General features: G+C 71.5%; 19 protein-coding genes. 4 read left to right on the top strand and 15 right to left on the bottom strand.

Going from position 1 to position 25832, the window contains the following annotated elements:
• Positions 1-156: 156 nt before the first annotated feature.
• Both lipA and lipB read right to left on the bottom strand, forming a co-directional pair.
• Positions 157-1137 (bottom strand): lipoyl synthase, encoded by a 981-nt coding sequence (lipA, locus tag OG230_RS09890; protein ID WP_328909783.1) that lies wholly within the window; start codon positions 1135-1137, stop codon positions 157-159.
• A gap of 279 nt (positions 1138-1416) precedes the next feature.
• Positions 1417-2220: a lipoyl(octanoyl) transferase LipB gene (lipB, locus tag OG230_RS09885; RefSeq protein ID WP_328909782.1), complete on the bottom strand. Its 804-nt coding sequence runs from the start codon at positions 2218-2220 to the stop codon at positions 1417-1419.
• Between the two features lie 268 nt (positions 2221-2488).
• On the opposite strand from lipB, the gene OG230_RS09880 reads away from it, so the two are divergent.
• Positions 2489-4243: a regulator gene (locus OG230_RS09880; RefSeq protein ID WP_328909781.1), complete on the top strand. Its 1755-nt coding sequence runs from the start codon at positions 2489-2491 to the stop codon at positions 4241-4243.
• 29 nt (positions 4244-4272) lie between these two features.
• On the opposite strand, the gene OG230_RS09875 is transcribed toward OG230_RS09880, so the two are convergent.
• The 4 genes from OG230_RS09875 to OG230_RS09860 all read right to left on the bottom strand — a co-directional run bounded on the left by OG230_RS09875 (position 4273) and on the right by OG230_RS09860 (position 11236).
• Positions 4273-6522: an alpha-L-fucosidase gene (locus OG230_RS09875; protein WP_328909780.1), complete on the bottom strand. Its 2250-nt coding sequence runs from the start codon at positions 6520-6522 to the stop codon at positions 4273-4275.
• Positions 6519-8687 carry a family 20 glycosylhydrolase gene (locus OG230_RS09870; RefSeq protein WP_328909779.1) on the bottom strand — a complete coding sequence of 723 codons (2169 nt, stop codon included), beginning with the start codon at positions 8685-8687 and terminating at the stop codon, positions 6519-6521. The genes OG230_RS09875 and OG230_RS09870 overlap by 4 nt, the downstream gene beginning before the upstream one ends.
• A gap of 189 nt (positions 8688-8876) precedes the next feature.
• The gene (locus tag OG230_RS09865) at positions 8877-10184 is read right to left on the bottom strand and encodes an NAD(P)/FAD-dependent oxidoreductase (RefSeq protein ID WP_328909778.1); all 1308 of its coding nucleotides are present in this window, start codon (positions 10182-10184) and stop codon (positions 8877-8879) included.
• Between the two features lie 152 nt (positions 10185-10336).
• Positions 10337-11236, bottom strand: coding sequence for a TIGR01777 family oxidoreductase (locus OG230_RS09860; protein WP_328909777.1), 900 nt, complete (start codon positions 11234-11236; stop codon positions 10337-10339).
• A 115-nt stretch (positions 11237-11351) separates the two neighbouring features.
• Between OG230_RS09860 and OG230_RS09855 the strand changes: the two genes are divergently transcribed.
• Positions 11352-11870 (top strand): GNAT family N-acetyltransferase, encoded by a 519-nt coding sequence (locus OG230_RS09855; protein ID WP_328909776.1) that lies wholly within the window; start codon positions 11352-11354, stop codon positions 11868-11870.
• Here OG230_RS09855 and OG230_RS09850 read toward each other — a convergent pair.
• Positions 11860-12489, bottom strand: coding sequence for a TetR family transcriptional regulator (locus tag OG230_RS09850; protein WP_328909775.1), 630 nt, complete (start codon positions 12487-12489; stop codon positions 11860-11862). The two genes, OG230_RS09855 and OG230_RS09850, sit on opposite strands and share 11 nt — an antisense overlap.
• Before the next feature lie 142 nt (positions 12490-12631).
• Between OG230_RS09850 and OG230_RS09845 the strand changes: the two genes are divergently transcribed.
• Positions 12632-13402, top strand: a complete 771-nt coding sequence (locus OG230_RS09845) for an SDR family NAD(P)-dependent oxidoreductase (RefSeq protein WP_328909774.1) — start codon at positions 12632-12634, stop codon at positions 13400-13402.
• A gap of 16 nt (positions 13403-13418) precedes the next feature.
• On the opposite strand, the gene OG230_RS09840 is transcribed toward OG230_RS09845, so the two are convergent.
• The 7 genes from OG230_RS09840 to OG230_RS09810 form a co-directional block, all read right to left on the bottom strand.
• Positions 13419-13940, bottom strand: coding sequence for a DUF4240 domain-containing protein (locus tag OG230_RS09840; RefSeq protein WP_328911356.1), 522 nt, complete (start codon positions 13938-13940; stop codon positions 13419-13421).
• A 62-nt stretch (positions 13941-14002) separates the two neighbouring features.
• The gene (locus OG230_RS09835) at positions 14003-14974 is read right to left on the bottom strand and encodes a helix-turn-helix transcriptional regulator (RefSeq protein ID WP_328909773.1); all 972 of its coding nucleotides are present in this window, start codon (positions 14972-14974) and stop codon (positions 14003-14005) included.
• A 90-nt stretch (positions 14975-15064) separates the two neighbouring features.
• Positions 15065-17734: a pyruvate dehydrogenase (acetyl-transferring), homodimeric type gene (aceE, locus tag OG230_RS09830; protein WP_328909772.1), complete on the bottom strand. Its 2670-nt coding sequence runs from the start codon at positions 17732-17734 to the stop codon at positions 15065-15067.
• Positions 17735-17991: 257 nt separating this feature from the next.
• Positions 17992-18615 carry a GntR family transcriptional regulator gene (locus OG230_RS09825; RefSeq protein WP_328909771.1) on the bottom strand — a complete coding sequence of 208 codons (624 nt, stop codon included), beginning with the start codon at positions 18613-18615 and terminating at the stop codon, positions 17992-17994.
• Positions 18616-18761: 146 nt separating this feature from the next.
• The gene (gene sucB / locus OG230_RS09820) at positions 18762-20531 is read right to left on the bottom strand and encodes a 2-oxoglutarate dehydrogenase, E2 component, dihydrolipoamide succinyltransferase (RefSeq protein ID WP_328909770.1); all 1770 of its coding nucleotides are present in this window, start codon (positions 20529-20531) and stop codon (positions 18762-18764) included.
• Between the two features lie 60 nt (positions 20532-20591).
• Positions 20592-21980 carry a dihydrolipoyl dehydrogenase gene (gene lpdA, locus OG230_RS09815; RefSeq protein ID WP_328909769.1) on the bottom strand — a complete coding sequence of 463 codons (1389 nt, stop codon included), beginning with the start codon at positions 21978-21980 and terminating at the stop codon, positions 20592-20594.
• Between the two features lie 340 nt (positions 21981-22320).
• The gene (locus tag OG230_RS09810; RefSeq protein ID WP_328909768.1) at positions 22321-23862 is read right to left on the bottom strand and encodes a leucyl aminopeptidase; all 1542 of its coding nucleotides are present in this window, start codon (positions 23860-23862) and stop codon (positions 22321-22323) included.
• 251 nt (positions 23863-24113) lie between these two features.
• Between OG230_RS09810 and OG230_RS09805 the strand changes: the two genes are divergently transcribed.
• Positions 24114-24962 (top strand): endo alpha-1,4 polygalactosaminidase, encoded by an 849-nt coding sequence (locus OG230_RS09805; RefSeq protein ID WP_328909767.1) that lies wholly within the window; start codon positions 24114-24116, stop codon positions 24960-24962.
• 16 nt (positions 24963-24978) lie between these two features.
• Here the strand turns inward: OG230_RS09805 and cobS are convergent, their stop codons facing one another.
• Positions 24979-25755, bottom strand: a complete 777-nt coding sequence (gene cobS, locus OG230_RS09800) for an adenosylcobinamide-GDP ribazoletransferase (protein ID WP_328909766.1) — start codon at positions 25753-25755, stop codon at positions 24979-24981.
• Positions 25756-25832: the final 77 nt, after the last annotated feature.

The raw sequence follows: 25832 nt of genomic DNA, 5'->3' as shown, positions 1-25832 counted from the left end.
GTGTTACCAGCGCGTGACCGGACGGTCAAACACCAATGAAGCGTGGAATTCGGTGCCGCGCACGCCGACGCGGCCCATACGCGTCCCCGACCTGCGGGGAGCGTATGAGCCGCGTCGCATCGTGCTTTAGCGCTCAGTAGCTGCTTGTGCTCGGTTTCACACAGCGGGTGCGGCTTCCGCGGGCGCCGCGGCCAGTGCCTGACGCCGCTCGATCGCCTGCTGGAAGAGCCGCCCGGCGCGGTACGAGGAACGGACGAGCGGACCCGACATCACGCCGGAGTAGCCGATCGCCTCGGCCTCGTCCTTCAGCTCCACGAACTCGTGCGGCTTCACCCAGCGCTCGACCGGGTGGTGCCGTACGGAGGGCCTCAGGTACTGCGTAATCGTGATGAGCTCGCAACCTGCGTCGTGCAGATCCCGGAGCGCCTCACTGACTTCCTCGCGGGTCTCGCCCATGCCGAGGATCAGATTGGACTTCGTCACCAGTCCGGCCTCGCGGGCCCGCGTGATGACTTCCAGGGAGCGCTCGTAACGGAACCCGGGGCGAATCCGCTTGAAGATCCGCGGGACCGTCTCGACGTTGTGCGCCAGAACCTCGGGGCGCGAGGAGAAGACCTCGGCCAGCTGTGCGGGCTCCGCGTTGAAGTCGGGGATCAGCAGCTCCACCTTGGTGGCGCCCGCCTCCCGCTCCGCGGTCAGGCCGTGGATCTGGCGGACGGTCTCCGCGTAGAGCCACGCTCCGCCGTCCTCCAGGTCGTCGCGCGCGACGCCGGTGATGGTGGCGTAGTTCAGGTCCATCGTGACGACGGACTCGCCGACACGGCGCGGCTCGTCGAGATCGAGGGCTGCGGGCTTGCCCGTGTCGATCTGACAGAAGTCACATCGCCGGGTGCACTGGTCACCACCGATGAGGAACGTGGCCTCACGGTCTTCCCAGCATTCGTAGATGTTCGGACAGCCGGCCTCCTGGCACACGGTGTGCAGGCCCTCGCTCTTCACGAGTTTCTGCATCTGCGTGTACTCGGGGCCCATCTTCGCCCGCGTTTTGATCCACTCGGGCTTGCGCTCGATGGGGGTCTGGCTGTTCCGGACCTCCAGGCGCAGCATCTTGCGCCCGTCGGGTGCGACAGCGGACACTCCGGCTCCCCTTTGCTTTCGCTGCATTCGAATCTTTGGCGAACACCAGGGTACGCCCGTAGTTAGAACGGCCTTACGTCTGGCCAACCTGCGGCCGACGGGGCCTATTCCCGACGGCTAGGGCCTCTCGTTTGGATCATGCCGGGCTCGCGGGGTCCGGCACGCCCATCTGCGGCGTTGTCGTCCATCACCAACGCCCCGCGTTGCCTCAATCCTCCGCCTTGCAGCTGCGCGCACCGGACCCCGCTCCCTGATCCGGCCTGATCCAAACGGAAGACCCTAGACGGCGGCCTTCGGAGCCTCGATGGTCCGGGGTGCGAGCGCCGCGTTCTCCAGGACCTCCCTGAGGTGCTTCTCCACCACCGGGAGGACCTCCGCGATGGTCACGTCACGGCCCAGCTCGTACGCGAGCGAGGTGACGCCCGCGTCCCGGATGCCGCACGGCACGATCCGGTCGAACCAGGTGTTGTCCGGGTTCACGTTGAGCGCGAAGCCGTGCATGGTCACACCCTTGGCGACGCGGATGCCGATCGCGGCGAGCTTGCGGTCCTCGCGGCGCTGGCCCGCGTTGGACGGCGCGTACTCCGGGCCGTTCATCCGCGGGTCGAACTCCTCGTCCTGGAGGCGCGGGTCGAAGTCGAGGGAGAGCCCGCCGAGGGTCGCCCGCTCCTCGACCGGGTCGCCGAGGACCCAGACGCCGCTGCGGCCCTCGACCCGGGAGGTCTCCACGCCGAACTCGGCGGCCGTGCGGATCAGCGCGTCCTCCAGGCGACGGACGTGCGCGACGACGTCGACCGGGCGCGGAAGCTTCTGGATGGGGTAGCCGACGAGCTGCCCGGGGCCGTGCCAGGTGATCTTGCCGCCGCGGTCGACGTCGATGACCGGGGTGCCGTCCAGGGGGCGCTCGTTCTCCGCCGTGCGCCGGCCCGCCGTGTAGACGGGCGGGTGCTCGAGGAGGAGGCACGTGTCGGGGACCGTGTCCTCGAACCGGGCGGCGTGCACCTCGCGCTGCTTCTGCCATGCCTCCTGGTACTCGACGGAATCCTCGCCGAACCCCAGACGGACAAACCGCAGCTCACTCACTTCAGGTGCCTCCCTACTAGTGGCGCCGGAAGGCCGGGGGGTATCCCCGGAACCACGGCACCATGCACTGATGTGCGCCCCCAGCCACTGTACGACCGCCCTCGTCGAGGCAGCCCGGCAGGTCATTTCCGTCAGCGCCACCAGCAATCCTCACACGATCGGATGAATGTGGGGCGAAGGCGGCCGGGGGTCCGGCCGGGGCCGCTAAATTCGCGCCGTTCCATAAGGGCTGCCCGCCCGGCCCCGAAGGCAGGAGACCCTACAGCTGATGTCGGAACGACCTCCGCAGCGCACCCCCAACCGTCGGCTCGCCGCGCTCATCGCCGAAGCCGGTTTCTCCCATGCGGGCCTGGCCCGCCGGGTCGACCAACTCGGTCTGGAGCACGGCCTCGATCTGCGGTACGACAAGACCTCCGTGACCCGCTGGCTGCGTGGTCAGCAGCCGAGGGGCACGACTCCCGCGCTGATCGCCGAGGTCTTCACCCGACGGCTGGGGCGGCGGCTCTCGGCCCAGGACCTGGGGCTCGACGCCTGCGCCCCCGTCTACGCCGGACTGGAGTTCGCCGCGACGCCCGCCGAGGCGGTCGACATCGTCAGCGGGCTGTGGCGAAAGGACTCGGGAAGCCACGCGGAGTTACGGAAGATCGCGTTCACCCCGGCGGGGCTGGTCGTGCCCAGCCGGGACTGGCTGATCGGGCGGGCTGACGAGTGGGTGGGAAGCGCCGAGCCGCCGACGCCGGCCGCCGCGTCCCGTGGCGCGGTCGGGGCGTCGGCGGGCGGCGGGCCGCCGGTCAACGGGGGGTCTCACGGAACTCATGGGGCGGCTGGGGGAACTGCCGCCGGTTCGCCCGACGGCAGCGGCCCCGGCGGACTTCGCGGCCCGGGAGGCCCAGGAGGCCCGAACGGCCCGAACGGCCCAGCTGGCTCCCTCGGCCTCGGCGGGCTCAACGGCGGCGGACCGCCCGGCCCCCAGACCCTGCACGGGGCGACCGCGGTGCACGGCCAGAGCGCCCGCAACGGCGCCCGCCCCGGAGCCTCCCGGCCGCCCACGCACCCGGCGCCCCCGGCCCCGGCCCTGTCGACCGTGCCGCGGCAGCGGCAGATCGACCGGGGGCCGGGCCAGCGGGTCAGCAGCGGGGACGTCGCGGCCCTGCGCTCCGTCGGCGAACTCTTCCGCACCCTCGACAACGCCTACGGCGGCGGTCACGCCCGGCAGGCCCTCGTCCGCTACCTGGAGCACGAGGCGGAGCCGATGCTCCGCGGGAGCTACGGCGAGGCCACCGGCCGGCGCCTGTTCTCCGCAGCCGCCGACCTGACCCGGCTGGCGGGCTGGACCTCGTACGACATCGCCGCCCACGGCCTCGCCCAGCGGTACTTCGTCCAGGCCCTGCGGCTCGCGCAGGCCGCGGGCGACCGGGGCTACGGCAGCTACGTCCTGATGACCATGAGCCGGCAGGCGGTCTATCTCGGGCACGGCAGGGAAGCCGTCCAGCTGGCGCGCGTCGCCCAGCAGGGCATCGGATCGTCGGCGCCGCCCGTCGTGCAGGCCATACTGCACGCGGTCGAGGCCCGCGGGCACGGCGTGCTCGGCGAGGCCAGGACCTGCACCACCGCGCTCGCCCGGGCGGAACGCGCCCTGGAGACCGCGCGGACCGGGGACGAGACCCCGCACTGGGCCCGCTACTTCGACGAGGCCCAGCTCGCCGACGAGTTCGGGCACTGCCACCGGGACCTCCAGCACTACCGGATCGCCGCCCAGCACGCGGAGCGCTCGCTCCAGCTGCGCTCCCCGGCGTACGCCCGCAGCCGGCTGTTCTGCCAGGTGGTCCTCGCCTCCGCGCGACTCGGGCTCGGCGAGCTCGACCAGGCGTGCTCCCTCGGCGCCGAGGCGGCCCAGCAGGCGTCGGAGATGCGGTCGGTCCGGGCCACCGAGTACGTACGCGACTTCGAGCGGCGCCTGGAGCCGTACCGGGACGCGGCAGCCGTGCGCCACTACCGGGACCGGGTCGCCGCACTCGGCTGACCCGGCCCCGGCAGCGGCCTGCGGGTGACTCAGCCCGCGCGGACGCCCCTCACCTGGACCTCCGCCAGGGACAGCGGATCGGTGGCGGACGCCAGCTGCACCCGGACGTAACGGCCCGTGGTGCCGGGCGGCAGCTCCACCGCGGTGGGTCGGCCCGCCTGACCGGTCATGTGCACGGCGGTCACCCCCGGTGCGGTGCGGGCCTCCTCCAGTCCGTCCGCGGTGATCGGGGTGTCCGAGGTCAGGACCCAGTAGTCCTTGAGGCGCTCGGCGCAGCAGTCGGTGCGGTTCCACACCTCGACCTGGTCCAGCGCCGCCGCGGAACCCAGATCGACCTGCCACCACGCCTGGTTCGACGGTTCGGCCGTGTGCGTCACCGAGCCCGAGCCCCAGTTGCCGTCGGTGTTGCCGTCGACGGCGCGTGCGGCCGGGGCGTCCCAGGCGGTGGCCTGCTGGGTCGCGGTCCTGCCGAGCGCGAGGTTCTCCGCCGCCACCTCCACCGTCACCCGGGTGGTGGTCCGCATCCCGTCGTGGCGCAGCGCGATGTCCAGCGTGTACGTGCCGGGCGCCGCCGAGGCGGGCGGGGTGATCTTGAACGGGACCTTCGCGTCCGCGCCGGGCGCCAGCGGTGCCACCCGGGTCGCTGCGGGGGTGACGGTCCAGCCCTCGGGGCCCGAGAGCCCGATACGGGTCTCCGGTGCGGGCTTCCTGGCCGTGTTGGTCACCGTCAGGCTGCCGTCGGCCGTGGCACCCGGGTTGAGCTCCTCCGGCAGCTCGGTCCGCGTACGGACGAGGCTGTGGACGCCCGGCGTGGCGACCTTGAAGACGTACGCGTGCTTGGCGGCCGTGGCCCCGGCACCCTGTGCGGGGGTCCTGACGACGACCCGCCCCCGGTCGTCCTTGCGCCAGGGCAGCGGCGTTCCGTCGGAGCCCAGGAGCGTGATCCGGGTGTCGTCCGCGACCGGTGTGTCCGAGCCGAGGGTCAGCTCGGCGCCGGGCCATTCGAGCGCGGTCGCGTACAGGGAGCCGTCCTTGACGGTGTAGCGGATCTTGTCGTCGCCGGTCGGCTCCTCCGCGTGGTGCCAGTACGTCGTCCCGTAGACCGCCTCGCCGTTGATCTTCAGCCAGGCGCCGATGTCGAGGAGGCGCTGCTGCTGGATCTCCGGGATCGTGCCGTCGGCGCGCGGGCCGACGTCGAGCAGCAGGTTGCCGTTCTTGCTCACGATGTCGCTGAGCGAGTCGATCAGCTGGTCGGAGGTGAGGTGGTCCTCCTCCGGCTCGTTCTGGTTGTACCCGTAGGAGTGCGCGATGCCGCGGCTCGCCTCCCACTTGTCGGGATCGATGTCCGGCTTCACCGTGTACTCGGGTGTCTGGAAGTCGAGTTCCTTGCTGTCGAGGTTGCCCGACTCGATCTTGCAGCGGTTGGCGACCGCGACTTCCTTGGGGTTCTCCCGGTTCTTCGCCCGGTTGTAGTAGTCGGCGATGACCGAGGCGGTCTTCCAGTACGAGGCGGGCTTCTCCCACTGGCCGTCGCACCAGAGCATGTCCGGGTCGTACTGGTCGACCAGCTCGCGCATCTGCGGAAGCATGTAGTCGTCCACGTAGTCGTCGACGACCGGGGCTCCGGTGTACGGGACGGGGGCCCCGGTGTACGGGTTGCGTACCGGATGGCCGGTGTAGGAAGGGTTGTTCCACTCGTACAGCGAGTAGTAGAAGCCCGCCCTGAGCCCGCCGTCCTTGCGGGCGGCCTTGAAGAGGTCGCCCGCCAGATCGCGCTTCGGTCCGAGATCGACGGTGTCACGGCCGCTGACCTTCGAGTCGTAGAGCGCGACGCCCTCGTGGTGCTTGGAGGTCAGGACGAAGTACTTGGCGCCGGCGTCCTTGAAGAGCTTCACCCAGGCGTCGGGGTCGTACTTCTCGGCCTTCCAGCGGCCGATGAAGTCGTCGTAGTCCGTGTCCTGGCCGAAGGTGTCCCGGTGGTACGTGTTCGTGGCGTTGCCGGGCGAGTTCATGTACGCCCAGTACCACTCGGCGTAGCTGCCGCGGGGTCCCCAGGCGGGCACCGAGTAGGCGCCCCAGTGGATGAAGATGCCGAACTTGTCGTCGTCGAACCACTGGGGAGTGGGGTGGCTGTTGAGGGATTCGACGGTGGGCTCGTAGTCCTTGGTGGCGGGTTCCGCCCCGGGGCCGGGGGCGGCTCCGAGCAGGCCGGCGAAGGTGGCCAGGGCGGCGGCTGCGACTCCTGTACGTCTGACGGTGCCGCGGTGCGTGCGGGTCACTGCGATTCCTTTCCGGAGAGGGCCCTCACCTGGCCGGGGCTCAGTGCCTCGTCCCAGGTGAGGAGGTCGTCGAGGTCTCCGCGCAGGCCGGCCTTCTCGGTGCCGATCGAGCGCAGGGGAAGCGGGACGGACGCGTCGACGGTGCCGACGCGCTCGCCGTCGGCATAGAGGGTGGTGCGGCCGGGCTCCGTCACCCAGGTCAGCTGGACCCACTGGTTCAGCGGCAGGGTGTAGTCGAAGCTCAGGTCGGCGGCGCCGTACCGGGTGAGGCCGACCTTTCCGGTGCCGTACTGCTGGAGCTTGAGCGCGCCCGCCTTGGAGCTGAGCAGCACCTGGTCGGCGGTGCGGGCGGTGGAGCGCACCTGCACGGAGGCCGTCCACGGCTCGGCGACGTCCAGGCCGCCGAAGCCGACGCCGTCCCGGTCGGAGTCGAAGCGCCATGCCTGGCCGTTCACTCCGTCGGCCACGGGCGTCGGGTTGTTGATGATGTAGGAGCTGCCCGGCAGTCCGCCCGCGGTGTCCTCGGCGAAGAGCGTGTTGCCGGGGCTGCCCGCGTAGGTCCAGCCGCTCGGGTACGCGGCGGTGTCGAAGGTCCAGTGATGGCTGGGGCGGCCGTCGTCCACCCGCGGGGCCGCCGGGGCGGGGGTGATTCCGGGCGGGTCGCCGATGCGGGCGACGAGGGCGCGGAGGCCGGTGACGGTGTCGGGGGTGGGGGTGGCGTTCCAGGCCCGGTCGGCCATGATCGCGCGGGGGCCGGCCATGTGCTGCTCGAAGTAGCCGTCCTCGGCCCAGAAGTTGTAGTCCGCCCAGTTGACCAGGGAGGAGCCGAGCATGTCGGGGGCGGTGCTCGGTGCCCAGCCGTCGTACATCCAGGGCTCGTCCGGATACAGGTGGTGGTAGTTGTTCGGGGTGTCGTAGAAGGGGCCGATGGCGATCTCGTCGTGCCCGGGGACGGCCGGTTCGGCGCCGGTCCCCTCCCAGGTGATGAAGACGATCGGGCCGTGCGCCTTCTGCTGGGGGGCGGTCAGGTGCTCGGAGCCGTTGTAGACGGCGGTCCGCTTGCCGTGTGAGGCGAGCACGTCGTCGAGGGTGTTGATGTACCGGTTGAGCAGGTCGCCGAGTGTGGAGACCTCGGGGTCGGCGGCCAGGAACTTCTGGACGCGCGGGCAGTCGGCGAGCTGGCCGGGTACTTCCTCGCCGCCGATGGAGAACAGCGGGGCGTCGAACCAGCCCGCGAACTCGTCGACGATCTCCTTGGTCTTCCCGACCGCCTTCTCGCTGGTCATGTCGATGATCCAGTCGGCGGTGAGATGGGAGTGGGTGTGGGCCCCGGTGCACGGATCCGTGCCGGCGCCGAAGCCGATGCCGAAGGCTTCGCTGATCACGGTCGCGTGCCCGGGGACCTCGATGCCGGGCATCAGCTGGACGTGGTGCCGGGCGGCGAAGCTCTTGAGGTGCTCGATGTCGGCGCGGCTGTAGCTGTGTTCGGGGTCGGCGAGGCCGGGGAACTTGGGGCTGTGGAGGCGGAAGCCCTCGGACTCGGACAGATGCAGGAAGAGTGTGTTCAGCTTCTGGTCGCCCATCCTGCGGATCAGGTTCTTCAGATAGGGGATCTGCCAGTACTTGCGGCCCGCGTCGAGGTGGACCATGCGGAGCTGCTGGGCCGGCCGGTCGAGGGAACGGGCCCGCGGCAGGGTGCGGTGGCCGGGGTCGGTGGCGCGCAGTAGCTGGAGCACGGTGCGTGTGCCGTAGAACAGGCCGTGGGTGGAGGCGGCTTCGATGCGTACGGGCCCCGCGCTGTCGAGCCGGTAGCCCTCGGCGCCGAACGGTGTCGGCGCGGGGCCGTCGGCGAGCCGGAGGACGATGTCGCCGTCCCCGGCATGCGTCACGTCGCCGCTGATGTCCGGGGTGATTCCGCTGACGGCGGTGAGTTCGGTGCGCAGCTGTCGGGCGAGCTCCTGGACGTTCTGCCGTACGGGACCCGGCAGTTCCTGGCGTCCGGAGGGCAGCGCCGTCCGGTCGAGGGAGCCCGGTTCGACCAGGATGCGGGTCCGCGGAGTGAGCGTCGTCAGCCCGCCGAGGTCCGACCACTGGGTGGGGCGGGGAACGACCGGGGGCGGAGCGGACGCGGCAGCGGCGAGCGGGTCAACCGGCTCGCTCGCCACGGCAAGGGGAGCTATTGCTCCGATGACTAGGCTGAGGATAACGGACAGTACCGGTCCAGCACGACGCACAACGGCCTCCCGATTAGCGGCAATCGGGAGGACCGTATGGCGTGTGAGTACGCCATGACAAGAGAGAGGTCGGATGTGTTCTCCGGCCGGAGGGCTCTCGTCATGGAGTCTTCGGTGCGGTCAGGCGGCCGTGGAGAGCGTCGCCTCCGCCCCGTATCCCTCGTGTACGCCCAGGTCGGCGAGGATCGCCGACGCGGCGCGGCGGCCCGAACTCAGGGCTCCCCGGACCGTGCTCGTGTCGCGGTGGTCGCCGCACACGTACAGCCCGGCGAGTATCCGGACCGGACGGTGCGGATCGTGCGGAGCGGGCATCGCGGGGACCGCCTCCGGATCGTGGTGGGCCGCGAGCAGCTCCCAGTCGTCCGTGGGCATGCCGTACAGCGCCGCGAGGTGTCCGCGGACCGTGCGGTCGAGATCCGGTGGAGGCGTGCCGAGCACCGTCGACGTGATCAGGGTCCTGCCCTGCGGAGCGCGCGAGGGGTCGACCTCGCTCATGACCGCGGTGTGCGCGACCGGGCCCGAACGGTCCGCGTCCAGCAGGAGCGAGGTGCCGGTCGGCGGGGGAGCGGGGGCCGTGTGGTGCAGCACCGTCACCGGGTGGAACGACGGCATCCGCAGCCCGGGCAGCAGTTCGGCGGCTGCGCCGGCACCCGTCGCGAGCAGCAGGGAGCGGCAGCGCAGTTCCCCGTGCTCCTTGGTGCGGACCGCGGTGATGCCGGCCGCGGTGACATGCACGCCGGTCCGTACGGTGCCCGGCGGCAGCGTGGCCGCCAGCAGTTCGGGCAGCGCCGCGGAGCCGCCCGACGGTACGCAGAGCCCACCGCGCGCGTAGTCGCGCAGGGCGAGATCGGCGACGCGGCTCGATGTGGTGAGCTCGGGGTCGCTGAGCAGCGCGGAGAGCAGCGGGCGCAGAAAGCCGTTGACGGTACGGGACGGGAGGCCGCGCGCCGACAGGGCGGCGAGGGCGGTCCGTTCCGGCCGGGCCAGCAGGCGGGACTCTGGCGTGGCGGCCAGCCGGCCGAGCGCCGCGCCGAGCCGCGCCTGGTCGATCGCTCCGCCCAGCGGCGCATGGGGGGCGCTCGATCGGGTGCGCACGGCCCTGAGTGCGCCCCTCGCGCTCCGTATGGTGCCGGTGCGGTACTGACGGCCGTCGCTGTGGACGAGCAGCCCGGGTGCGAAGTCCCTGAGCGCCGGCCCGTCGAGGCCGGGGGTGAGGCCCGGCTCCGGGGAGCCGGAGCTGAGCAGCGGGCCGAGGTGGTCGAGCCGGAATCCGTCCACGTCGTGCGTGACCATCCGGCCGCCGACACAGGGGGCGGCCTCCAGGACACTGACGCTCACTCCTGCGCGGTTGAGCTGGTGGGCCGCGGACAGGCCGGCTGTCCCGGCCCCGATGATGATCACGTCTGCGTGATGTGCCGTGCCGATCACGTGCCCCTCCCCGAGTCGGTGCGACTGGTGGGAGGCTCTTGCCCCCAACAGGCCCCCGGAATGCCCGAGTTCGGGTCGAGGCTAGGAGGATGGCCGATACGGGCACAGCAGCGCGCGCACCGGGCACCGTCGCACCGGGGCGCACGCCCGCGTCAGCGCAGGGCGGCCCGGATGGCCGCGTCGATCCCGGGGAACGCGAACGAGAAGCCCGAGTCGAGCAGTTGACCGGGGAGCACCCGCTGACTGCCCAGCACGTCCTCCGCGAATCCGCCCAGGGCGATCCGCAGCGCGGGCGCCGGAGCGGTGAACAGCGTCGGACGGTGCAGCACCCTCCCCATCGCGGCCGTCACTTCGCGGTTGGTGACCGGGTCCGGGCCGGTCAGGTTGACCGGTCCCGACAGCACCGGGGTGTCGATGAGGTGGCGCAGGGCCGCGATGTGGTCGTGCAGCGCGATGAAGCTCCAGTACTGGCGCCCGTCGCCGAGCCGTCCCCCGAGACCCGCCTTGAACAGCGGGAACAGCCGCCCCCAGGCCCCGCCCTCCCGCGCCACGACCAGGCCGGTGCGGGCGAACACGGTTCGTACGCCCGCCTCCTGCGCGGCGGTCGCGGCCTCCTCCCACTCCACGCAGACGGACGGCAGGAAGCCCTCGCCGGGCGGAGCGCTCTCGTCGACCGCGCGGTCCCCGGTGTCGCCGTAGAAACCGATGGCCGACCCGGACACCAGGACCTTCGGCGGGGTGTCGAGGGAGGCGACGGCCTCGGCGATCGCCGCCGTGCCCAGCACCCGGCTGTCCCGGATCTCGCGCTTGTACGCCTCCGTCCAGCGGCGGTCACCGACTCCGGCACCGGCCAGGTGGACGACGGCGTCGCAGCCCACCAGCCCCGCCACGTCGACGAACTGGCGCTTGGGGTCCCACTCCACCTCATTGCCCGCGGTGGCCGGCCGGCGCACCAGGCGGATCACCTCGTGTCCGTCGGCGAGAAGCGAACGCACGAGCGCCGCTCCGATGAGGCCGGTCGATCCGGTGACGGCGATACGGGAGTGCGGCATGGCCCCATCCTGCCCCAGCCGGGCTCCGTGATGCCGCGCTCCGGCCGCCCGGCGGGCCGCCGGCGTCGTGAAATCACGCTGACCGCACGGGGCGACGCGTGTCACAGTAGAACGCATGCCCGAACTGCGTACCCATCCCGTCCGTCATGCCGCCCTCGCCGACAACGAGTCGCTGGGTGAACTCGACCGGGCCACCTGGTCGACCCTGCACGCGGTCCAGCCGCGGCCCCTGCCCCCGTACGAACCCTTCTTCGACGAGGGCCACCGGCCAGGGGACTTCCTCGTGGCGGAGGCCGGGAACGCCGAGGGCGAGGTCGTGATCGCCGGATACATCCGGCTGGTGCCGCCCACCCCGCTCGTCTGCAACGCACACGTGCGCCAGATACAGGGCCTCGCCGTGGCCGACTGGGCGCGCGGTCGCGGCGTCGCGCGGGCCCTCCTGCGGGCCTCGTTCGCCGAGGCGAGGCGCCAGGGCGCGAACCGCATCACGCTGCGCGTCCTCGGGCACAACACCCCCGCCCGCGCGCTCTACGCGGCGGAGGGCTTCGCCGTCGAGGGCGTGCTCCCCGGCGAGTTCTTCCTGAACGGGCGGTACGTGGACGACGTTCTGATGGGCCGTTCGCTCACGGCCTGAACAACCGCATGCCGCCCATGAGTTCGTGCAGGCAGCGGACGGCGAGCTCGGCCGGGGAGCCCGGTCCGGCGGCCGGTGCCTCCGTCTTCGCCCAGGACTCCAGGGCCACCCGCACCGCGTCCGTGGCGGCTGCGGCGGCGAGCCGTACCTCCAGCTCGTCCGCGTCCGGCCCCGCCAGCCGGGTCAGCACCGGCAGGAGCCGCTCCTCCGAGTCCTGATTGACCCGGTACCAGACGGCGCGCAGGGCGGGGTCGCTCGCCGCCGCGCGCAGCAGGCCGCGCGTCCCGATCAGCTGTTCGGCGGCCCGGTCGTCCGGGGCGGCCAGCGCGTCGGTGACGGCCTGTTCCAGTACGCCGAGCAGCGGCGCCCCGGGCTCGGCGGCCTCCAGCAGGGCGCGCCAGCGCTCCGCGCCGCCGGACAGCAGGGGCCCCACCGCGTCCTGCTTGGAGCGGAAGTACCGGTAGAAGGTCCGCAGCGCCACGCCCGCCCGGTGCGCGATGTCCTCGGCCGTCGTGGCGTCCGGCCCGCGCTCGGCGAAGAGCGCCGCAGCCGCGCGGGCGATGTCCAGCTGGGTCGCGGCCTTGCGGCGTTCGGTGAGGGACTGCTGCTGAGCGCTCATTCCCAGCAGGTTACCGCGCGCCCACCGACGCACACGGTGACGATGTGCATGAAATGCCGTAGTGGCAAAACGTGCCACTTAGTCGTACGGTGGTCACTGCTCAAGAGACTCGACGGGGGACTCAGGACCGGGAGAGAACACCATGAACCGTTATGAAGGCCGCCGCACGCTCATCACCGGGGGCGGCTCCGGCATCGGACAGGCCACCGTCCACCGCGTCCTCGCCGAAGGCGGCCGTGTCGTCGCCGCGGACGTCAGCGAGGCCGGTCTCGCCGCCACGTACGCGACCGCTGTCGCGAACGGCACGGCGGACCGCCTCACCACGACGGTCCTCGACATCTCGGACGAGACGGCGGTCCGCGCGGGCGTCGCCGGGGCCGTCGCCGCGCTCGGCGGCCTCGACGTCCTGGTCAACGCGGCCGGAATCCTGCGCTCCGAGCACACGCACCGGACGACGCTCGACTTCTTCAACACGATCATCGCGGTCAACCTCACGGGCACCTTCCTGATGATCCGCGAGGCGATACCGGCGCTCCTGGCCGGTGACAAGCCGGTCGTCGTGAACTTCTCGTCCACCTCGGCGAGTTTCGCGCACCCCTACATGGCGGCGTACGCGGCCAGCAAGGGCGGCATCCAGTCGATGACCCACGCCCTGGCGAGCGAGTACAGCAAGCAGGGGCTGCGCGTGGTGGCCGTCGCGCCCGGCTCGATCTCCTCCGACATGACGAGCGGCAACGGCCCGGGCCTGCCCGCCGACGCCGACCTCTCCCTCTTCATGAAGCTCACCCCCGCGCTCGGCGAGGGCTTCGCCAGCCCGGACACGGTGGCGGGCGTCGTCGCGATGCTCGGCTCCGAGGACGGAGCCTTCATCACCGGCACGGAGATCCGGATCGACGGAGGCACCCACTACTGACGCCCGTCCGGGTCCGTCAGGGGGTGCCGAAGCGGTCCCAGAGCGAGGGGAAGCGCGCGGCCAGCGCGGAGTCGTCCTCCAGGCTGAAGGGCACGCCCTCCGGGTCGGTGGCCTGGGGCGGAATGCCGAGGTCCGGTGCGACCACTCCGGTGAGCTGTTCGTACGCCTCGTCGGCGGCGTAGCCGAGATCCTCGCCGTCCCCGTCGAACTGCTCGTCGAAGTCGTCGAGGAGTTCGGCGAGGCCGTCCGGATCGTGCACCGCCCCCTCGAACACCTCCCGGCCCTGGCCGATCAGCCAGCAGCGGAAGTAGTCGAAGGCGTCGTCGCTCGCCCCGCCGAGCAGGACGGCGGCGGCGCCCCACAGATCCCAGCGGTAGGCGCGGTTGTAGCGGGCCTCGAAGTGCCGGGCGAAATCCAGCACGGAGTCGGGGTCGAGCTGCACCAGCCGTTCGACGAGCAGATCGGCATGGTCCTCGGGGTCGCCCTCGGCGGCCTCGCGGGTGCTGTCGATGATCTCCCAGAACTCCGTCTCGTCCATCACGGGTCAAGCATCGGCCTTGGGGGCGGGCGACGCACGCGGAGACACCGAAATGAAGCCCTTCAGCGATACAGATCGCGCAGACGTTCGGCGGCGTTCGAGAACCGGCCGCGCAGGGCGGCCGGTTCGAGGACTTCCAGCTCGGGGCCGAGCGCCAGCAGCTGGCCGTACGCGATGTCGAGCGACTCCACGGGCAGGGTGACCGTGGACCACCCGTCCGCGCCGGGCGGATCCGCCCGCTCCAGTGCCTCCTGGGCTGCCGCCCGGTCGACCGTGTACGCCAGGCGCCGGGCTCCCGCCGGGGACACCCGTACGGTCACCTCGGTACGGAGGATCGACCGCGCGAACTGCGTCGAGTGCGCGTCCCAGAACCCCGGCAGATCGAAGTCCTCGTCACGTACGAAGCGTTCGGCGGTCACCGCGACGGCCGAGAAGCGGTCGATCCGGTACACCCGGAACGTGTCCTGCACACGGGCGCAGAGGTACCAGATCCCGCCCTTCAGGACGAGCCCGTACGGGCTCAGCTCCCGCTCCACGTCTCCCTCGGCACCGGCGCTGCGGTACCGGGCCCGTACGACCCGGTCGTCCCAGACGGCCTCCGCGACAGCGGGCAGGAGTTCGGGGGTCACGGGCTCCTGGTACCAGCCGGGGGCGTCCAGGTGGAAGCGCTGGGCGGCGGAGGCGGAGGCGTCCCGCAGCGAGGGGAGAAGCGCCGCCGACACCTTGAGCCGGGCGGCGGACGCGGCGTCGTCGAGCCCCATCTCGCGCAGGGCGGACGGCAGCCCGGACAGGAAGAGCGCCTCTGCCTCGTGGCGGGCGAGGCCGGTGAGCCGGGTCCGGTACCCGCCGACGAGCCGGTACCCCCCGGCCCGCCCCCGCTCCGCGTACACGGGCACCCCCGCCTCGGACAGTGCCTGGGCGTCCCGGGCGACCGTCCGCTCCGACACCTCCAGCTCCTGGGCCAGCTGGGCGGCGGTCATGGAGGGCCGGGACTGGAGGAGCAGCACCATCTTGATGAGCCGGGCAGCGCGCATGGAGCCATTGTGGGGGCGGTCCGGAAAGCCCTCGAACCCGGGCGGGCTCGGGATTCGAGCCCGCCCGGGTCCGAGGGCACAGCGTCCGGATCAGAGTCCGTACCGCTCCCGGGCCTCCTTCACCGCGGACGCGGGGACCTCGCCACGACGGGCCAGCTGCGCCAGCGCCGCGACCGCGACCGACTGGGCGTCGACGCCGAAGTGCCGGCGGGCCGCCTCACGCGTGTCGGAGAGACCGAAGCCGTCCGTGCCGAGCGAGGACCAGTCCTGCTCCACCCACTGGCTGATCTGGTCCGGGACCGCACGCATCCAGTCGCTGACGGCGAGCACGGGGCCCGGCGCGCCGGAGAGCGCCTGGGTGACGTAGGGCACCCGCTGCTCGCCGTGGAGTATCGCCTCGTCGGCGAGCAGTGCCTCGCGCCGCAGCTCGCCCCAGGAGGTCGCGGACCAGACGTCGGCCGTGACACCCCAGTCGGCGGCCAGCAGTTCCTGTGCCTCCAGGGCCCAGTGGATCGCCGTACCGGAGGCGAGCAGCTGGAGCCGCGGCGCGTCCGCGCTCGCGGGCGTGCCCTCCTTGAAGCGGTACAGGCCCTTGACGATGCCGTCCTCGACGCCTTCCGGCATCGCGGGCTGCTGCTTCGGCTCGTTGTAGACCGTCAGGTAGTAGAAGACGTTCTCGGCCTCGGGGCCGTACATCCGGCGCAGACCGTCCTTGACGATCACCGCGATCTCGTACGCGAACGCCGGGTCGTAGTTGAGCGACGCGGGGTTCGTGGAGGCGATCAGGTGCGAGTGGCCGTCCGCGTGCTGGAGGCCCTCTCCCGTCAGCGTCGTCCGGCCGGCCGTGGCGCCGACGATGAAGCCCTTGCCGAGCTGGTCGGCGAGCTGCCACATCTGGTCGCCGGTCCGCTGCCAGCCGAACATCGAGTAGAAGATGTAGAACGGGATCATCGTCTCGCCGTGCGTCGCGTACGACGTCGACGCGGCGATGAAGTCCGCCATGGCCCCGGCCTCGGTGATCCCCTCGTTGAGGATCTGGCCGTCCTTGGCTTCCTTGTAGTACATCAGCTGGTCACGGTCGACCGGCTCGTACGTCTGGCCCAGCGGCGAGTAGATACCGGCCGACGGGAACAGCGACTCCATGCCGAAGGTGCGCGCCTCGTCCGGGACGATCGGCACCCAGCGCTTGCCGGTCTCCTTGTCCCGCATCAGGTCCTTGGCCAGGCGCACGAACGCCATGGTGGTGGCCATCTCCTGTTTGCCGGACCCCTTGTACAGGGCCTTGAACGCGCGCTCCTCCGGCTCCGGAAGCGCCACCGCGTGCACGCGACGGGCCGGAGCGGGGCCGCCGAGTGCGGCACGGCGCTCCTGGAGGTAGCGGACCTCGGGGGAGTCGGCGCCCGGGTGACCGTAGGGCACCAGGCCGTCGGTGAAGGCACTGTCCGGGATGGGCAGACCGAGGAGTTCGCGCATGTCCTTGAACTCGTCGGCCGACAGCTTCTTCATCTGGTGGTTGGCGTTCTTGGACTCGAAGCCCTTGCCGAGCGTGTAGCCCTTCACCGTCTGCGCGAGGATCACGGTCGGCGCGCCCTTGTGCTCGACGGCCGCCTTGTACGCCGCGTAGACCTTGCGGGCCTCGTGGCCGCCGCGCGAGGTGTAGAAACACTCGGCGATCTTCGCGTCGCTGAGCAGCTTGGCCAGCTCGGCGAGCGCGGGCTCGGCGCCGAAGAAGTGCTCGCGGATGTACGCGACGTCGCGGGTGGCGTACGTCTGGAACTGCGCGTCCGGGACCTCCCGGAGCCGGCGTACCAGCGCACCCGTGGTGTCCAGCTGGAACAGCTCGTCCCAGGCGTTGCCCCAGAGCGTCTTGACGACGTTCCAGCCGGCCCCGCGGAACGCGCCTTCCAGCTCCTGGACCACGCGGAAGTTGGCGCGGACCGGGCCGTCGAGGCGCTGCAGGTTGCAGTTGATCACGAAGGTCAGGTTGTCGAGCTGCTCACGGGCCGCGAGGGCGAGGGCCGCGGTCGACTCGGGCTCGTCCATCTCGCCGTCGCCGAGGAAGGCCCAGACGTGCGAGTTCGACGTGTCCTTGATGTTGCGGTTGGCCAGATAGCGGTTGAAGCGCGCCTGGTAGATGGCCGAGAGCGGGCCGAGGCCCATCGACACGGTGGGGAACTCCCACAGCCAGGGCAGCCGCCGCGGGTGCGGGTAGGAGGGCAGACCCTCGCCGCCCGCCTCCTGGCGGAAGTTGTCGAGCTGCTGCTCGCTGAGCCGGCCGTCGAGGAATGCGCGGGCGTAGATGCCGGGGGAGGCGTGGCCCTGGATGTAGAGCTGGTCGCCGGAGCCGTCCCCCTCCTTGCCGCGGAAGAAGTGGTTGAAGCCGGTCTCGTACAGCCAGGCGGCCGAGGCGAAGGTGGCGATGTGGCCGCCGACGCCGAAGCGGGCGCCACGGGTCACCATGGCCGCCGCGTTCCAGCGGTTCCACGCGGTGATGCGGGACTCCATCTCCAGGTCACCGTCGAAGTCGGGCTCCGCGGCGGTCGGGATGGAGTTGACGTAATCGGTCTCCAGCAGCTTGGGCAGCGCGAGACCGGCACCCTCGGCGTGCTGGAGCGAGCGCCGCATGAGGTACGCGGCGCGGTGCGGGCCGGCGGCCTTGGTGACGGCGTCGAGGGAGGCCGCCCATTCAGCGGTCTCCTCGGGGTCACGGTCCGGGAGCTGGTCGAGCTCGCTCGGAAGCTTTCCTACGGGGTCGGTCATGATCGCCGCCTTCCGGAGAGGAGGGGGGTGGAGAAGGCCCTGACTGGCAGGACAGGGCGATGGGGCCGGTGGGCCCGCGGAGTGAACTGTAAAACGCTGATCGATGATCGATCAAAGGGTTGAAGGGGAAAACTTCTCGATATGAAGAAAGTGGCATGCGGTGCCTCGAAACGGGGCACGCAGTGACGCCGCAAAAGGGATGAAAAGGGCGCTCGACTGTGCAGTCGAGCGCCGGGCGCGACAGATGGGCAAGGGGCCTACGCGCGGGGCGCGCAGCCCAGGACGTGTTCCTTCACCAGCACGCCGATCTGCGGGTCCTTCCGCAGGAACGCCTCGATGAGCGCCTCGTGCTCCTCCGCGTACGACTTCTGGACCGTGCCCAGCCAGCGGATCGACAGCGCCGTGAACACCTCGATGCCCAGCCCCTCCCAGGTGTGCAGCAGTACGGCGTTCCCGGCGGCCCGCACCATCTCCCGGTGGAAGGCCACCGTGTGCCGCACCTGGGCCTCGCCGTCGGCCAGCCGGTCCGCCTCGTACAGGGCCGCCACGTGGGGCGTCAGCGCCGAGCAGTCGTCGCCCAGGCCGGGGGCCGCCAGCTCCGCCGCGATCTGCTCCAGGCCCGCCCGTACGGGGTAGCTCTCCTCCAGGTCGGCCGCGGTCAGATTCCGTACCCGGACGCCCTTGTTGGGCGCCGATTCGATCAGGCGGAGGGTCTCCAGCTCGCGCAGAGCCTCCCGGACGGGGGTCTGGCTCACCTCGAGCTCGGTGGCGATGCGGCGCTCCACGATCCGCTCGCCCGGCTTCCAGCGCCCGCTGACGATCCCGTCCACGATGTGCTCGCGGATCTGTTCGCGCAGCGAGTGGACGACGGGCGGGGTCATGAGGGGCTCCTTCTGGGCAATCCGGCGCTGCTGCACCAGCAAGGCCGCCTCGACGACCGCTGGTGTCTAGACAATACGGCGGCGCCCCCGGCCGGAGGAGTTCCGGACGGGGGCGCCGCTGGTGAGGCTGGTTACAGGTGCTTCGCTCAGAGGCCGAGCTCGACCTCGAACTCACCGGCTTCCAGGATCGCCTTGACCGTGGTCAGGTAACGGGCGGCGTCCGCGCCGTCCACCAGACGGTGGTCGTAGGAGAGCGAGAGGTACGTCATGTCGCGCACCGCGATCGTCTCGCCGAGGTCCGGGTGGTTGATGACCACCGGACGACGGACCGTGGCACCGATGCCCAGGATGGCTGCCTGGTTCGGGGGCACGATGACGGTGTCGAACAGCGCACCGCGCGAACCGGTGTTGCTGATCGTGAAGGTGGCACCGGACATGTCGTCCGGGGTCAGGCCGCCACCGCGGGCCTTGCCGGCCAGCTCGGCGGTCTTCTTCGCGATACCGGCGATGTTCAGGTCGCCCGCACCCTTGATGACCGGGGTCATCAGGCCCTTCTCGGCGTCCACGGCGATGCCGATGTTCTCCGAGTCGAAGTACGTGATGGTGCCTTCGTCCTCGTTGATCCGGGCGTTGACGACCGGGTGGGCCTTCAGCGCCTGGGCCGCCGCCTTCACGAAGAACGGCATCGGGGACAGCTTGACGCCCTCACGGGCGGCGAAGGATGCCTTCGCCTGGTTGCGCAGCTTCATCAGCTTGGTGATGTCGACCTCGAGCACCGAGGTCAGCTGGGCCTGCGAGTGCAGCGCCTTCATCATGTTGTCGCCGATGACCTTGCGCATGCGGGTCATCTTGACCGTCTGACCGCGCAGCGGGGACGCCTCGAGCGCCGGCGCCTTGGCGGCCGGAGCCGCGGCGGCCGGAGCCGGCGCGGCAGCGGCGGCCTTGGCGGCCTCCGCGGCGGCGACGACGTCCTGCTTGCGGATACGGCCACCGACACCGGTGCCCTTGACCGCGCCCAGGTCGACACCGTTCTCGGCGGCGAGCTTGCGGACCAGCGGCGTGACGTACGCGCCGTCGTCACCGGAAGGCGCGGCCTGGGCGGCCGGTGCCGGGGTGACGGGGGCCGGAGCGGCGACCGGTGCCGGAGCCGCGGCCGGGGCGGCGGGCGCCACCGGGGCGGGAGCCGGAGCCGGAGCCGGGGCGGCGGGGGCCGGAGCGGCGGCGGGCGCCGCGGGGGCGGCCGGAGCCGGTGCCGGAGCGGCGGCCGGAGCAGCGGCCGGAGCCGGAGCGGCGGCCGGGGCAGCACCTGCCGCACCGATGACGGCGAGCTTCGCGCCGACCTCGGCGGTCTCGTCCTCGGCGACGACGATCTCCAGCAGCACACCGGAAACCGGGGCCGGGATCTCGGTGTCGACCTTGTCCGTGGAGACCTCGAGCAGGGGCTCGTCCTCCGTGACCTCCTCGCCGACCTCCTTCAGCCAGCGGGTGACGGTGCCCTCGGTGACGCTCTCACCGAGCGCGGGGAGGGTGACGTCGGTGCCGGAGGCGGCGGCGGCCGGAGCGGCGGCCGGAGCCTCGGCAGCCGGGGCCGGAGCCGCGGGGGCCTCGGCGGCCGGAGCCGGAGCGGCAGCCTCGGCCGCGGGGGCCTCGGCGGCCGGAGCGGCGGCGGGTGCGCCCGAACCGTCGTCGATGACGGCCAGCTCGGCGCCGACCTCGACGGTCTCGTCCTCGGCGACCTTGATGGACGCGAGGATGCCGGCGGCGGGCGCCGGGATCTCGGTGTCGACCTTGTCGGTCGAGACCTCGAGCAGCGGCTCGTCGGCCTCGACGCGCTCGCCCTCGGCCTTCAGCCAGCGGGTGACAGTGCCCTCGGTGACGCTCTCGCCGAGCGCCGGAAGGGTTACGGAAACCGACATGGTTTCAGTTGCTCCTTACGAAAGTGCGGAAGTGGTCGGTCGTCGCGCCTGTTCGACTGATCAGTCGTGGGAGTGGAGGGGCTTGCCGGCCAGGGCCAGGTGAGCCTCGCCGAGCGCCTCGCTCTGCGTCGGGTGGGCGTGGATGAGCTGCGCGACCTCGGCGGGCAGCGCCTCCCAGTTGTAGATCAGCTGCGCTTCGCCGACCTGCTCGCCCATACGGTCACCGACCATGTGGACGCCGACCACGGCACCGTCCTTGACCTGGACGAGCTTGATCTCGCCCGCGGTCTTCAGGATCTTGCTCTTGCCGTTGCCCGCGAGGTTGTACTTGAGGGCGACGACCTTGTCCGCACCGTAGATCTCCTTGGCCTTGGCCTCGGAGATACCGACGGAGGCGACCTCGGGGTGGCAGTACGTCACCTTCGGCACGCCGTCGTAGTCGATCGGCACCGTCTTGAGACCGGCCAGCCGCTCCGCCACCAGGATGCCCTCGGCGAAGCCGACGTGGGCGAGCTGGAGGGTCGGGGCCAGGTCGCCCACCGCCGAGACGGTCGGGACGTTGGTCTGCATGTACTCGTCGACGAGGACGTAACCGCGGTCCATCGCGACGCCGGCCTCCTCGTAGCCCAGGCCCTGCGAGACCGGGCCGCGGCCGATGGCGACCAGAAGCACCTCGGCCTCGAAGGTCTTGCCGTCGGCGAGGGTCACGCGGACGCCGTCCTGCGTGTACTCGGCCTTGTCGAAGAAGGTGCCGAGGTTGAACTTGATGCCACGCTTGCGGAACGCGCGCTCAAGAAGCTTCGAGCTGTTCTCGTCCTCGACCGGGACCAGGTGCTTCAGGCCCTCGATGATCGTGACGTCGGTGCCGAAGGACTTCCACGCCGAGGCGAACTCGACGCCGATCACGCCGCCGCCCAGGATGATCGCGGACTTCGGTACGCGGTCCAGCTTCAGCGCGTGGTCCGAGGAGATGACGCGGTTGCCGTCGATCTCCAGGCCCGGCAGCGACTTCGGCACGGAGCCGGTCGCCAGCAGGACGTGCCGGCCCGTGATGCGCTCGCCGTTGACGTCCACGGAGGTGGGGGAGGAGAGACGTCCCTCACCCTCGATGTAGTGCACCTTGCGCGAGGCGATGAGACCCTGCAGACCCTTGTACAGGCCCGAGATCACCTCGTCCTTGTACTTGTGGACGGCCTCGATGTCGATGCCCTCGAAGGTGGCCTTCACGCCGAACTGACCGGCCTCGCGGGCCTGGTCGGCGATCTCGCCGGCGTGCAGCAGCGCCTTCGTGGGAATGCAGCCGTTGTGCAGGCAGGTGCCGCCGACCTTGCCCTTCTCGATCAGGGCGACTTCCAGACCCAGCTGCGCTCCGCGCAGGGCCGCGGCGTAACCGCCGCTACCACCGCCGAGGATCACTAGGTCGAAAACGGTGCTGGCGTCGTTCGCCACGTCACGTCCTCCATGCATGTGCGCCGTACGCCGGGCCCCGTCGCTGGGGTGTGACCGGCCGGTCGGCTGGTGTTCGGCCGCTTTTGTTATTCGGCCCTGTGGTGGGGGCCCTGTCCTGCCGAGAACCCATCTTCGCACTTGTTGACGGTGGGCGGGACGCGGGGCCCGGGTCGGAGGCGGATGATCAGCCGCCTCCGGGGGTTACTACTGCGTACACACATACGGATTTCGTTGCGCGGGAAACCGTACGAGGGCAAGCGTTACTGCCTGATCGGGGCCACTGGCGTGAACGCGTACGGCCCCGGACGTATGCCCGGGGCCGACGTCACGAAGGACTCGCTCAGCCGAGGTCGCCGGCGGCGGTGTGCTCCGCCAGCGCGACCAGGGTGCGGACCGCGGATCCGGTGCCGCCCTTGGGCGTGTAGCCGTACGGCGCGCCCTCGTGGAAGGCCGGGCCCGCGATGTCCAGGTGCGCCCAGGCGATGCCCTCGCCCACGAACTCCTGCAGGAACAGACCGGCCACCAGGCCGCCGCCCATCCGCTCGCCCATGTTGGCGATGTCGGCGGTCGGGGAGTCCATGCCCTTGCGCAGGTCGGCGGGGAGCGGCATCGGCCAGGAAGCCTCACCGACCTCCTCGGCGATCTCGTGGATGGAGGTACGGAAGGCGTCGTCGTTCGCCATGATGCCGAAGGTGCGGTTGCCCAGGGCGAGCACCATGGCGCCGGTCAGCGTGGCGACGTCGACGATCGCGTCCGGGTTCTCCTCGGAGGCGCGGGTCAGCGCGTCGGCGAGGACGAGGCGGCCCTCGGCGTCCGTGTTGAGGACCTCGACGGTCTTGCCGCTGTACATGCGCAGCACGTCACCCGGGCGGGTGGCGTTGCCGGACGGCATGTTCTCGGCGAGCGCGAGCCAGCCGGTCACGTTGACCCGGAGGCCGAGACGGGCCGCGGTGACGACGGCGGCGAACACGGCGGCGGCGCCGCTCATGTCGCACTTCATCGTCTCGTTGTGGCCGGCCGGCTTGAGCGAGATGCCGCCCGAGTCGTAGGTGATGCCCTTGCCGACCAGGGCCAGGGTCTTCTCCGCCTTGGGGTGCGTGTAGGCGAGCTTCACCAGACGGGGGCCGTGGGCCGAGCCCTGACCGACGCCCAGCAGGCCGCCGAAGCCGCCCTTCACGAGCGCCTTCTCGTCGAGGACCTGCACCTTGATGCCGTGCTCCTTGCCGGCGGCGGTGGCCACGGCGGCGAAGGACTCGGGGTACAGGTCGTTCGGCGGGGTGTTGATCAGGTCGCGGGCGCGGTTGATCTCCTCGACGAGCGCGGTGGCGCGCTCGGCTGCGGCCTTGAACGCCTTGTCGCGCGGCTTGGCACCGATCAGGGCCACCTCGGCGAGGGGCAGCTTCGGGCCGTTGTTCTTGGCGCCCTTGGGGGCGAGCTTGTTCTCGCCGCCCTGGTAGGCGGTGAAGGCGTACGCGCCCAGGAGCGCGCCCTCGGCGACGGCGCCGGCGTCCTCGGCGGACTCGACGGGCAGCGCGAAGCCGGCCTTCTTCGAACCGGCCAGGGCGCGCGCGGCGGAGCCGGCGGCCCGGCGCAGTGCCTCGGGGTCGTACGCGTCGTCCTTGTCCGGGACCGGGCCGAGCCCGACCGCGATGACGACCGGGGACTTGAGGCCGGACGGCGCGTGGAGCTTGGTCACCTCGCCCTCGGCACCGGAGGCGCCCAGGGTCTCCAGGACGGTGGCGAGCTTTCCGTCGAACGCCTTGTCCACGGCCTCGGCGCCGGGTGCGAGCACCGGACCCTTGGCGCCCTTCGCGACGCCGACGACGAGTGCGTCGGCGCGCAGCGTCGCCGCACCGGCAGTGCTGAGAGTGAGAGCAGTCACGGTGGTGAAATCTCGCTTCCGTTGAGTTCTGTTTCGGTCGAGGGGTGGGCCGACCGTGCCCGGCGCATCGTAGACGCCGCCGCAATGTGCCGGGAATGAGCCTACGCGCGCCTTTCCTGTTGGCTCACAGCGGCGGGCCGTCCCGGGCCCCGCCCGGGTGTACGGCCGCCTGCCCGTCGCCCCGGTCGGGCGGGAAGGGGCGGCGCCAGTAGGGTCGTTGCCGGGTACCGGTACGAGCGTGGGGGAGAACGATGCGGTGGCAGGGCCGGGTTCGCGGTACGGGGCCGTGGGCGCCGCTGTCCGCCGCCGTACCGATTCTGTTGGTTCTGCTCACGGCCTGCACCTCGGGGCCGCCGTCCCCTGCCCCGGCCGCCGGGACGAGCCCGGGGGCCCACTGGCGCCCGGAGCCCGGTCTCGACTGGCAGTGGCAGCTCTCCGGCCGGCTGGACCCCTCGGTGGACGCGCCGGTCTACGACATCGACGGCTTCGAGAACAGCGCGGCGGCCGTGGCGGACCTGCACCGCAGGGACCGCAAGGTCATCTGCTACCTCTCCACCGGTGCCTGGGAGGAGTTCCGTCCGGACGCGGAGAAGTTCCCCGCGTCCGTGCTCGGCAAGGGCAACGGCTGGAAGGGTGAGCGCTGGCTCGACATCCGCCGTACCGACGTCCTGGAGCCGCTGATGGAGGCCCGGATCGCGATGTGCGCGAAGAAGGGCTTCGACGCGGTGGAGCCCGACAACATGGACGGCTACCGCAACCGCACCGGCTTCGCCCTCGACGCCGCCGACCAGCTGCGCTACAACCGGCTGATCGCCCGCATCGCCCACCGGCACGGCCTCGCCGTCGGTCTCAAGAACGACCTGGACCAGATCCCGCAGCTGGAGCCGGACTTCGACTTCGCGGTCAACGAGCAGTGCGCCCAGTACGAGGAGTGCGAGGCCGTCACCCCGTTCATCGAGGCGGGCAAGGCGGTCTTCCACGCGGAGTACGAGCTGGAACTGGCCCGGTTCTGCGCCGAGTCCCGGCGGCTGAAGCTGAGTTCCCTGCGCAAGGAGTACGCGCTCGACCCCTGGCGCAAGACCTGCGCAGCCGGCAGCTAGGGCCTGACGGCACGACCTAGAGCGCCAGCACCACCAGGGCGGCCGTGGCGGCCGTCTCCTCCAGCGCGCCGAACACGTCCCCGGTCACCCCGCCGAAGCGCCGCACGCAGTGCCGCAGCAGCAGCTGGGCGACGCCGAGTGCGATCGCTACGGCCAGGGCGTGGTGCACGGCCCCGTACCCGCCCAGCAGGGCTCCCGTACCCGCGCAGACCGCGAGGGACAGGACCGTCACGATCACGGCGCCGCGCAGGGGGACCGTGCCCGCCACCACCGCTCCCAGGCCCTCGGGCCGGGCCGGCGGGACACCCTGACGGGATGCCAGGGTGAGCGCCAGCCGGGCGGCGACGGCGGCCACGACCGTCCCCGCGGCTCCGTACGCCCAGCCCTGCCCGTACAGCTCGAAGAGGACGGCGACCTGGGCCAGCAGCACGAACAGCAGCGTGATGACACCGAACGGGCCAATGTCCGACTGCTTCATGATGCGCAGCGCTTCCTCGGCCGGCTTCGCGCTGCCGAGGCCGTCCGCGGTGTCCGCGAGGCCGTCCAGGTGCAGGCCGCGGGTGAGGACCGCGGGGAGGGCCGCGGAGGCGACCGCCGCGAGCAGCGGCCCCGAGCCCAGCAGCAGCGACAGCGTGCCCGGCACGGCGGCGAGCAGGCCCACCACGAGCCCGGCGAGCGGGGCGCGGAGCATCCCGGCGCGGGCCGATTCACGGTCCCAGCGGGTGACGCGGACGGGGAGCACGGTCAAGGTGCCGAAGGCGAAACGTATGCCGTGGCTGTTGAGGGAGGTCACCGCGCGCAGGCTAGCGGGTGTCCGCCACCGATAGATTGGCCGAATCGTTGCAAAAGCGACGGAGGTGACTTATCGGG

Source organism: Streptomyces sp. NBC_00234 (assembly GCF_036195325.1).
Taxonomy (GTDB): domain Bacteria; phylum Actinomycetota; class Actinomycetes; order Streptomycetales; family Streptomycetaceae; genus Streptomyces.
This window is presented reverse-complemented; position numbering and strand designations above follow the sequence as displayed.

Coding starts and splice junctions, on each gene's coding strand:
- OG230_RS09880 (WP_328909781.1), top strand. CDS start 2,489: ATGTCGGAACGACCTCCGCAGCGCACCCCCAACCGTCGGCTCGCCGCG.
- OG230_RS09860 (WP_328909777.1), bottom strand. CDS start 11,236: ATGCCGCACTCCCGTATCGCCGTCACCGGATCGACCGGCCTCATCGGA.
- OG230_RS09855 (WP_328909776.1), top strand. CDS start 11,352: ATGCCCGAACTGCGTACCCATCCCGTCCGTCATGCCGCCCTCGCCGAC.
- OG230_RS09850 (WP_328909775.1), bottom strand. CDS start 12,489: ATGAGCGCTCAGCAGCAGTCCCTCACCGAACGCCGCAAGGCCGCGACC.
- OG230_RS09845 (WP_328909774.1), top strand. CDS start 12,632: ATGAACCGTTATGAAGGCCGCCGCACGCTCATCACCGGGGGCGGCTCC.
- OG230_RS09840 (WP_328911356.1), bottom strand. CDS start 13,940: ATGGACGAGACGGAGTTCTGGGAGATCATCGACAGCACCCGCGAGGCC.
- OG230_RS09835 (WP_328909773.1), bottom strand. CDS start 14,974: ATGCGCGCTGCCCGGCTCATCAAGATGGTGCTGCTCCTCCAGTCCCGG.
- aceE (WP_328909772.1), bottom strand. CDS start 17,734: ATGACCGACCCCGTAGGAAAGCTTCCGAGCGAGCTCGACCAGCTCCCG.
- OG230_RS09825 (WP_328909771.1), bottom strand. CDS start 18,615: ATGACCCCGCCCGTCGTCCACTCGCTGCGCGAACAGATCCGCGAGCAC.
- sucB (WP_328909770.1), bottom strand. CDS start 20,531: ATGTCGGTTTCCGTAACCCTTCCGGCGCTCGGCGAGAGCGTCACCGAG.
- OG230_RS09805 (WP_328909767.1), top strand. CDS start 24,114: ATGCGGTGGCAGGGCCGGGTTCGCGGTACGGGGCCGTGGGCGCCGCTG.